General features: G+C 41.1%; 10 protein-coding genes. 7 read left to right on the top strand and 3 right to left on the bottom strand.

What is annotated here, in order from left to right; all coding sequences use genetic code 11:
- The first annotated feature begins 99 nt into the window (after window positions 1–99).
- The 3 genes from ilvB (at window position 100) to H6F41_RS19295 (ending at window position 3197) form a co-directional block, all read left to right on the top strand.
- Window positions 100–1857 carry a biosynthetic-type acetolactate synthase large subunit gene (gene ilvB, locus H6F41_RS17975; RefSeq protein WP_190404838.1) on the top strand — a complete coding sequence of 586 codons (1758 nt, stop codon included), beginning with the start codon at window positions 100–102 and terminating at the stop codon, window positions 1855–1857.
- A gap of 101 nt (window positions 1858–1958) precedes the next feature.
- Window positions 1959–2444 carry an RNA pyrophosphohydrolase gene (locus H6F41_RS17970; RefSeq protein WP_190404837.1) on the top strand — a complete coding sequence of 162 codons (486 nt, stop codon included), beginning with the start codon at window positions 1959–1961 and terminating at the stop codon, window positions 2442–2444.
- Between the two features lie 138 nt (window positions 2445–2582).
- Window positions 2583–3197 (top strand): DUF5684 domain-containing protein, encoded by a 615-nt coding sequence (locus H6F41_RS19295; protein ID WP_190404836.1) that lies wholly within the window; start codon window positions 2583–2585, stop codon window positions 3195–3197.
- Between the two features lie 65 nt (window positions 3198–3262).
- Here H6F41_RS19295 and H6F41_RS17960 read toward each other — a convergent pair whose 3' ends face one another.
- The 3 genes from H6F41_RS17960 to H6F41_RS17950 are packed head-to-tail and all read right to left on the bottom strand — an operon-like array spanning window position 3263 to window position 5525.
- Window positions 3263–3805: a DJ-1 family glyoxalase III gene (locus tag H6F41_RS17960; protein WP_190404835.1), complete on the bottom strand. Its 543-nt coding sequence runs from the start codon at window positions 3803–3805 to the stop codon at window positions 3263–3265.
- Between the two features lie 48 nt (window positions 3806–3853).
- On the bottom strand, window positions 3854–4243 hold the full coding sequence (locus H6F41_RS17955; protein ID WP_190404834.1) for a Fur family transcriptional regulator: 390 nt from the start codon (window positions 4241–4243) through the stop codon (window positions 3854–3856).
- A gap of 58 nt (window positions 4244–4301) precedes the next feature.
- Window positions 4302–5525 carry a GNAT family N-acetyltransferase gene (locus H6F41_RS17950; RefSeq protein ID WP_190404833.1) on the bottom strand — a complete coding sequence of 408 codons (1224 nt, stop codon included), beginning with the start codon at window positions 5523–5525 and terminating at the stop codon, window positions 4302–4304.
- 86 nt (window positions 5526–5611) lie between these two features.
- Between H6F41_RS17950 and H6F41_RS17945 the strand changes: the two genes are divergently transcribed.
- From H6F41_RS17945 to H6F41_RS17930, 4 genes are all read left to right on the top strand, one after another.
- On the top strand, window positions 5612–5971 hold the full coding sequence (locus H6F41_RS17945; protein ID WP_190404832.1) for a hypothetical protein: 360 nt from the start codon (window positions 5612–5614) through the stop codon (window positions 5969–5971).
- Window positions 5972–6035: 64 nt separating this feature from the next.
- A complete protein-coding gene (locus tag H6F41_RS17940; protein ID WP_190404831.1) occupies window positions 6036–7841 on the top strand; it encodes a hypothetical protein in 1806 nt (601 codons plus the stop codon).
- A gap of 3 nt (window positions 7842–7844) precedes the next feature.
- Entirely contained in the window at window positions 7845–8540 is a 696-nt protein-coding gene (locus H6F41_RS17935; protein ID WP_190404830.1) for an OmpA/MotB family protein, read from the top strand.
- Window positions 8537–9918 (top strand): EH signature domain-containing protein (locus H6F41_RS17930; protein WP_190404829.1); only part of this gene is annotated, 1382 nt, incomplete at its 3' end. The genes H6F41_RS17935 and H6F41_RS17930, both read left to right, overlap by 4 nt.

Below are 9918 nucleotides of genomic sequence, written 5' to 3'. Positions count from 1 at the left end.
GCTACAAACTACTAGTTCGTAGTAGAGGCAAAAAGTATCTGGAACGCCGCATCTCATTAGGGTTACCAATCAAGTTTTAAGAGTCTAGAGGAGGCTACTTTGCGAACAACGGGTGCATTTGCTCTCATCGACAGTGTGAGACGACAAGGTGTGAAACATATCTTTGGCTATCCTGGTGGCGCAATACTGCCAGTGTATGACGAAATTTATCAGTCAGAGGCAAGAGGTGAGATCAAACACTATCTTGTCCGCCACGAACAGGGGGCTGTCCATGCTGCTGATGGCTATGCACGCGCCACTGGTGAAGTGGGAGTCTGTGCCGCTACGTCTGGACCTGGGGCAACTAATCTAGTAACTGGTATTGCGACCGCGCAGATGGACTCGATTCCCCTAGTGGTAATTACAGGTCAAGTACCTACCTATGCGATCGGGACTGATGCTTTCCAAGAAACGGATATTTGGGGAATTACTTTACCCATTGTCAAACATTCTTATGTAATTCGCCGCCCAGAAGACATTGCAAGGACTGTTGCCGAAGCTTTTCATATTGCCTCTACTGGTCGTCCGGGCCCTGTGCTTATCGATATTCCTAAGGATGTTGCTCAACATCATTTTGATTATAATCCTGATGTTGAAATTGATCTGCCTGGTTATAAACCCAAAGCCAAGGGATATTTACATCAAATTGCCGCTGCGATCGACTTGATTCGTGAAGCCAAGCGTCCTTTACTATACGCGGGTGGTGGCGCAGTGCTTTCTGATGCCCATGCGGAAATTGCCGAGCTTGCCAATCGTTTTCATTTGCCTGTCACCACAACCTTGATGGGTAAAGGTGCGTTTGATGAAAATAGCAATCTCTCGGTGGGCATGTTGGGAATGCATGGCACTGCCTATGCTAACTTTGCCGTGCAGAGTTGTGACCTTTTAATTGCAGTTGGGGCAAGATTTGACGATCGCGTTACAGGTCGTCTTGATAAATTTGCACCCGAAGCCAAAGTAATTCACATTGATATTGACCCTGCCGAGGTGGGTAAAAATCGCAAACCCGATGTACCCATCGTGGGGGATGTGAAGGAGGTATTGCAGGCAATTCTCGAAGCCACTAGCTACGAAGAAAATATCCAAACTAAGGAGTGGTTTGTCCAACTTGATGAATGGAAAGAAGATTATCCCCTCGAAGTTCCGAGCTACGACAATGTATTGTCGCCGCAGCAGGTGATCTATGAGTTTGGCAAGCAAGCTCCTGATGCCTATTTTGCGACGGATGTTGGACAGCATCAAATGTGGGCAGCACAACTGATTAAAACTGGGCCCCGCAAATGGATTTCTAGTGCAGGGCTTGGCACCATGGGTTATGGTATGCCTGCTGCCATGGGTGCAAAGGTTGCCCTGCCTGACAATCAAGTGATCTGTATTAGTGGTGATGCCAGTATTCAGATGAATATCCAAGAGCTTGGCACCTTGGCTCAATATGGCATCAATGTCAAAGTAATCGTGATCAATAACGGTTGGCAGGGCATGGTACGCCAGTGGCAAGAGAGTTTCTATGATGAGCGTTACTCTTCTTCTAATATGGAGGTGGGGATGCCTGACTTTGTGAAGCTTGCTGAAGCCTATGGAGTCAAAGGGGTAAAGGTAATTGAACCGACTGATTTACAGTCAGCAGTTGCCGAAATTCTTGCCTATGATGGCCCAGTATTTGCTGATTTTCGCGTCAAACGTAATGAAAATTGCTATCCCATGGTTCCCCCCGGAGCTAGCAATGCAGAAATGGTTGGCTTGCCAACGCCAAAGCGATCGCAAATTAATCAAGAAGTATCTGAACCTGTTGCTCAATTAGAAAGAGCTTTGGTGTAGATATTCCCCAAAGAGAAAACCTCATGCCTAGCATGGGGTTTTCTCTTTTTGATGATATTTCGTGGCGGTGTTATGCTTTTGCTTTATTTATACGAAAAACTATGACACCAGAAAAGTCCTATCGCCCCAATGTGGGAATTATCGTTTTTAACCGCAAAGGAGAAGTGCTGGTTGGCGAGCGTGTGGGTGTACCCGATTCGTGGCAATTTCCACAGGGTGGAATTGATGATGGCGAGGATCCACAGGTAGCCGCCTTGCGGGAACTTTATGAAGAGGTGGGAATTAATAATGCTGTTTTGGCCTATGTCCATCCTGAATGGCTATATTACGATTTCCCCCCCACCTTAAAACTATCTGGAAAATGGGCAAATTATTGTGGACAAAGACAGCGCTGGTTTGCTTTTTATTGGGATCATCCTGCTTCTGATTGTCAGCTCGATGTCCATGATCGCGAATTTCGGATAGTTCAGTTTATGCCGATTGAAAAAACTTTGGAATCAATTGTGCGATTTAAAAGAGAAGTTTATCAACAAGTAGTAAAAATTTTTACGCCTGTAATTCGTGACTATATCGGTAAGTTACCTTGAGTTAACTGAATTTAGAATAAAATTGGCTCAAGAATTAAGAAATCTGAAGCCCTTAGATCAACAAATAAATATTCCTATAGTCTTACGGTATTGCCAGTAATTAATGCTTTATGTCTTGCTGGTGTTTAGGAGTACACAGTGAATTTATCTAAGTATTTACATTCGCGATTTGCCCATTTAGGAACGACTTGGCGCAGAATTTCTATTTTTTTGATTGCTTTGTTTGCTGTAATTGGGCTACAGCATTTTGTAGTTGCACCTAGTTTCTCTAATGCTAATTCTGCTGCGATCGCAACTTCTGCGGTAACTATCCAAAATCGCGATCGCATAATTGCCCAAGACAGTAATACCTCAACAGACAACTCAGATAGCTCCACCACCATTGATTACAATTCACTCACAGAAGAACAAAAAGCTGCTTTTAACAACATTATGTTTGTTGCGGGCAGCTTTGGGATTGTAGCCTATGTTTTTACGAGCTTTTGCTTGATGAAAATTGCCGATAAGCTCAACATCCCTAACAGTTGGTTGGCTTGGGTTCCAATTGCTCAAATCTGGGTGATGGTGCGAGCCGCAGGTAAACCCGGATGGTGGTTAATTTTATTTTTTATTCCCTTAGTGAACTTTGTAATTGGTTTAATTGTTTTATTTACAATTCCCACTAGTCTGAATAAGTCATCCTTGTATGGGTTGTTAATCTTTATCCCTATATTAGGTGTTTTCTTGTACTTTGGATTGCTTGCGTTTACCTAATATATTCACCCAAAAGCACCCTATCCGCACGCGGATGGGGTGCTTTTGGGTGTCACCTCGCTTTATCAATTTGCCACGATCAAATCAGCAATTTTATTTGTGATCGCATTACCCTGTAAAATTTCAACTAATTTGAGTGCGAACGCCATTGCCGTACCCGCGCCCCGACTGGTGACAATATTGCCATCCACCACCACAGGAATTGTCAGGTATTCGGCAACTTGCATTTGCTCTTGCACAGATGGATAGGAGGTCGCTCTTTTATCCTTGAGCAAACCTGCATCGGAGAGAACCGTCGGCGCGGCACAAATGGCGGCAATTAATTTATTGTCTGCGGCATAGTTAATCAATATTTTGGCAATGCGAGCATCGGCTCTAAGGCGAAAAGTACCAGCCCCTCCCGCTAAAACAATCGCATCAAATTTACTCGCATCTAGCTGTGATAGTAGTCGGTCGGCAGTAACGATGATGCCATGAGCGCCATTTACAGTTTGTCCATCTAAACTAGCGGTAGTAACGTTTATATCTGCGCGACGTAATACATCAATGATTGTAATTGCTTCTATTTCTTCAAAGCCTTCAAACAATGGAACAAGGACAGTAGACATAAGTATTCAGTAGTTCAGGATATTGCGGACAATACAAGCGCTAATTTTTTATGGTGATTCTTGCTGACATTGGTCACATAAACCAAAAAATTCGAGAGTGTGATAGTAAATTTGAAAAGTATGTTTTTTCGCTAATTGATTACCGAGATCATGGATCGGGCAACAATCGATGGGCAGCGATTTGCCACAATTAAGGCAGTTGAGATGATGTTTGTCCGCAGGCATAACACTGTAGACCGTTTCCCCATGGGGCAAGGTTAATGCTTTGATTAGACCTTGCAATTTCAAAGTATCTAGCGATCGGTAAACCGTCGCTAGCCCCATACTCTTTTCACTACTGCGTAACTCCGAATGAATATCTTGCGCTGATATGGCGCGTTCATGATGTTGGAGGAGATGTAGCACTCGTTCTTGACTACGAGTGAGTTTTTCTTTCATGGGTTTGAGGATTGAGACAATAACCAATGGATATTGCCTCTGAAGGTTTAGAACTTAATTAGAACTTAAAAGGATTATAAATCACGCAAGGTGTAAAGCATTTTTCTAATCGTTCGCAGGTGGTGGCGTTGATGTGGGTGATCCATTGTTTATGGACTAATTCGGCGATCGCATGAGTGCCATAGATCAAGGCGGAAATGCCAGCAATAGTTGCATGAAAATCGATGACAAGATTACTAGTATCGCCGCCATAGCGTTTGACCGTAAGCTGACCCCGCTCGCCACTAATGCCAAATACACCATCATTCCAATGACAATAAGGATCGCGGAGGGCAAAGGTAAATGGCTCACAGGTGACGGCTAAACCATGCAAGACTCCCACAACGTCAACAGCTCTGACCATCCAAGGATCAGTTATTGCTGTATTTAGCCGCCCTGCATCCTTGAGCCATGGATGAACATTTGTATGACTAGGGATTGGCATTTTGAGGCTATACACTTGATCGCGATGACTGGCAAAAAAATGCAGCAGTCGATCGCGAGATTCGAGATCTGTCCAAAATATTGATGAGATTTCGATCTGGCGATCACCAATCGGCAGATTGCCACTGCTATCGATCGCATAAATTGCCATAGCTACAGGTTGGCGATCGCGCCTAATTACCACAGCCATTTTTTGACGGTGTAAGTGCCACCATTGCTCATAGTTAAAGTTGGTAATTACTAAACCATGACTATGGGGCAATAAATTTTGCGATCGCAGATTCTCGTATAAAAAATTTGACAGGATATCTTTGACTTCAGTTGCAGCAATGCGATCGCAAATCAAGTTCGCTGAATTTTTTAACTTTAAATAATGGGATAAAGATGCAACAGGAATAGTGATCTCATTGGTGGAATTTGCGATCGCATAGCCCAATGCCCCGTAAAAGCTCTCCTTAAAAGGCGTAAGCATACTGACACAGATGCCCTGCATCCGCATTTCCACAAATGCAGTCCGCATCAAGGCCTTGACACATCCCTGATTGCGATGTTCAGGATATGTCCAGACACCCCCGATGCCCCCCATGGCTTTAAGACTGCCGCGCACCGACTGCTGAAAACTAAAACATTGCAAAGCGGCGGCAATTTTGCCGTCAATTTCCGCGACAAGAACTTCTTCAGAATTAATCGCTGTCAAATGCGATCGTGGCAAATCTTGATTAGTCCAGCGTGAGTAGGCATATAAATCCCCCTTGAGAATTTCTAGACGCTCATGGCTATTGATTTTACGGATTTTCATGAAGTGCTTGCTCTTTTGCTGAAATCTTCTAGATAAGTTGCCTAAAAATAGACCTATAATTTTTAGAGATATTTTAGGGGGATTATGTGGACACCTACACACATCTTATTGCTGAAATTGATGCAATTAATCAAGCTTGGCACGCTATGCAAGCTCTATTAACTAATGAATCGCCAATTACAACATCTCTACGCGATATTAAGGGACGGTTGCAGTTAAGATTGCTGCGTGAATTTTCTGATCGCGCCTATCTTGCCCCCGATCCAAATTATCCGTCAGAACCTGTCTATAGCGTTAAATTGCAGATTCCAGTAACCATTAATGTTGATGGCAATGCTAAAAAGTTGAACGATGCCAAGCATTTGCCAGAGCGAAAAGTTAAAAATTGGCTAGCAAAGGGCTTGGTGACAGAATCAGAGGTACAAAACTGGCTTGCTATGAGCTAAAAAGGTTGAATTTGGACATTTAATCAAATGCTAGAGTTTTCATAAAAATTAGGGAGATATTTCGATGGATTGGGATTGGGGCAAAATTTGGAATGACGGTTGGATTTTTTATTCTGCAACGCTTGGGCTTTTTGGATTTGGGATTGTGTATGAATGTATTGCTGTATATAGATCTGGGATAAAGTTTAAGAGTTTAGCAAGCAACATAAAAGTTCTCAAAGAGAATCAAGCTAGAGGTTCTGCGCCAAATTCAGGCTGGTTGAAAGAACACCTCTTATTTGATAAAACTGATCCAAGTGATCGCAAATTTCGCTTACAGCAATACCCCAGAGAAATCGCGGTTGTACCACGCAGTTCCTTGCGCTTTATTCCTCCAATTCTGACTGCGATCGGTGTTTTGGGTACTTTTTGGGGAATGTCTGCGGGTTTGATGGGTGTAAACATCGATCCTAACGAGGTGAATCAATCGCTGAGTAGTGCAATTACCTTAATTGCAGGGATGAAAACAGCTTTCATTACTTCATTACTTGGATTAGGTACTAGCACTGCTTTGTCTGCTTTTTTGGCAGTGACAGATAAATTGAGGCGAGGCAGATGCTATAAGCTTCGTCAGGAGCTAGATGCGATCGCAGTTTTAGAAACCCCTGAAAGGGCAATGTCTCGACTGAATTTTGACTCGACGGCAGAGGCAGCAAAACAACTTGCAGGGCTGGCAAGTCAGTTTAATGCAGAGGCAATTGGTGCAGCCGTTGGCAGAGCGATCGCATTACAGTTTGATCTGATAGTTGATTCACGTCTTGCACCAACATTTAAGAAAATCGCTGAATCTCAATTGCGATTAGAAAAGATTACCAACGATCAATCGCAAGTGCTTTCTAACCTAATTGGCGATATGAGAACAGAACTAATTGATCCCGTAACCCAAAAATTGGATCAAAGTTCAAAACTACTAAATTATAGTGCCAAAGTTCTAGGAGATGCTTCTAAACAAATTCAATCCCTAAATGAAAATCTAGGAGGAATTGCCGAAAAATTAGCAATTGCATCATCAACCCTTGCAGATTTTCAGAATGAAACCATGATGAAGTTAACAGAGTTTGCTGAGAGCCTGAAAAAAACGCTTACTGAGTTTAGAACCTCGACCAACGATGTCTTAGTTAGTACAGCCAAAGAAATTCGGGAAGGAACGAAAGAGATTTTAACTCAAGCACAAATGACTTTCCAAGAACAAAATGATATTTTGCGAACAGTAGGGCAAGAAACTTCTGATTTGATGATTAGTTCTAGAGAGTCTTTAGTGGCAAGTCTCACCAATATAGATACTCGCTTACAGCACATGAGCGATACGACACAACAACAGCTAGAAACTTTCCAAGTTGCCTATCAGCGAAATTTACAAGAATTTTTTGACCGTCAAAATAATTTGTTAGAAGAAAGTTTAGGTACACAGCGCGATGGGCTGGCGGGAGTGGTCAGAGAGTTAGACGCTATATTTCGCGAAGAGTATGAGCGCCGTAAGGAGCTTACTAATGACATCACAGCAAGAGTTAAAGAGATTCAAAACGCGGCAATATCGATCTCAAAGCTTGGTAGTGCTGTTGAAAGTTCCCACGCGGCAAGAATTGAGCAGTTAACAGAAATTTCTCGTAGTGTTGGAGATCAAATTGATCGCCTAGAAATTAGCAATCAAAGGTTAACCGATAACTACCAAGTATCTATGCAATCCTTAGAAAAAATGTTGCAACAGATGATTAATGGTGAGCAGGACTTCTTTAAACAAGCAGATTTAGCAATGGCGAGAGTATCTGGTGGTTTGCTAGATGCTGCCAATGTTTTAGTAGAAGTCCATAAAGAAGTTAAGGATAAATAAATCATGGATGATCGCAAATTGCAGCTAGAACTTCCTCAAGAGGAAGAAGAAAATAGTGTCATGCTATCGATCGGTGATTTGATGTCAGGATTACTGATGGTGTTTGCCCTGTTGTTTATCATTGTGTTTGTGCAGTATCAAGTAGCACTAGAAAAATCTAAGGAGTTAGAAAGAGAAGTACAACAGTATGAAAAAGCCTTTAGAGATTTACCTGAAATAATACGCAGTCAATTAGAAAAAGCTATTGGCAAAGGTTCGTTTTCAGTTGACCCTAAAACAGGAGATCTACAAATTGGAGATCGCATTCTATTTGATGAAGACAGCTCTACATTGAATACTAATGGGAAAGCATTTCTTAGACAATTTATTCCTGCCTATAGCAAGATTATTTTTTCAAAAGAGTTAAACCTAGACAGTCAAGTTACACGAATTTCTGTTGAAGGTTCGACCAGTTCTTCAGGCAGAGATCGCGAGAACATGGATTTGAGTTTGCGCCGTGCTTCGGCAGTATATCAATACATTTTTAATGATCCCAGCTTTCCCAAATTTGAAACTAAAGATCGCTTACGTGAAAAAATGCTCGTTGCAGGTCGAGGGGCTTTAGATTCCAATAAAACTACAGTTGATCCCACCGATCGGCGTGTCACTTTCCGTTTTCAAGTGCGCCGTCCAAACTTCTTAGAGTCTGAAAAGCCATGAATTTACGTTTGCAATTAATTCCCCAATCTTCTCCTACCAAGTTGGCTCAATTAGCTGATGACATTCCACCGAGTTCTCAAAATATCCCAAATATTGACCAAATTTTTGAAAAAATTAACAACGGACAATCTAGTAACTTGTCGGCTGTTGATTGTTTTTGGTGTGTTCTTAAAAAAGCTGCTTGGGATAATCAGCAATCGCCACACGAAGCAATTAATTCATCCAAGCAATTATGGGTTGCAGCAACACAGAATAAATTACTTAAATATTATTTGTTGAGAGGTTATTTACGTTCTTATTTAGAAAATCAACCCTTTTCTTCATCTCTTAAAGAAACTTTCGACAGTTTTGAAAATGCTTTAACTGAAAATGATGCCATTATTAAAGCAATTGCATTAATACCTATGATGGGCATTTACTCGGTTGTACCTAATTCACTAAAAGCCCAATGGGGAAAGCATGAAATTTTAAAATTTATCCAAGAACATACTGGTTTAGTCACAATTGATTTGTCGGAATTTACTTTAGAAGTTACTAATTTTTTTGCGATAGAATCACAAAATGCTAGAATTAAATCTCATTCTGATAATACTAGTATGAGTAGATGGCTAGTAAAATGTCTCACTCAAGAAATAGATATTATTGGAAAGCAAGTAAAAGCAGTTGAAACAATTTTAATTAAAGTTACAAAAGAAGATAGTGAAAAATATCCAGAGTTTGTTGAATGGTTAAAGCTACATTATCAAAAAGGCGATCTGGCAACATATTTGAGTGAAGGTGCAAGACGTAAGTTAAGAGAATGGATCGGTGCAGTTAACTTTGCGGATTTTGAAAAGCTAGTCAACATAATACTATATGGTGAATTTATCAATGATGACTTATCTATTAATACTAATAAGTTTTTGCCTAGAGGTAGTAATGAACGTAAGTTAAGAAGTCGAAAAGATTTTTGGTCAAATTATAGTGATCGCTTTGAACAGATACGAATTTTCATTCCAGAATCTTCTAGAAAAAAGATAGGTGACGCTCTTTATAATGAGGTGACAATTATCCAAGCAATCACAGAAATTTGTATTTTTGATTTCGATAAACTATTTGTTGTCGAATTTTTTAGAGGTAAAGGTAAAGATAGTGAAATGAGGTTGTTTCGTGGCGAAGAACACACAAGACAAATCTTGTTTAACTCTCCATTACTTTCTGTGAACGATATTCGAGATCTTGGCGGAGAAGAAAAATATCACACTGGAGAGTGGCAGAAAGAATGTGAACGAACTCTTGCTAAATATGGAATTTATCCCAATGATGGGCTGTCTGAATTTATATTTTCTGGAGAAGACAAACGTCCTTACGATAGAAATAAGGGAATATTATCAAAAGC

The organism is Pseudanabaena mucicola FACHB-723 (assembly GCF_014696385.1).
Classification (GTDB): Bacteria; Cyanobacteriota; Cyanobacteriia; order Pseudanabaenales; family Pseudanabaenaceae; genus Pseudanabaena.
This window is presented reverse-complemented; position numbering and strand designations above follow the sequence as displayed.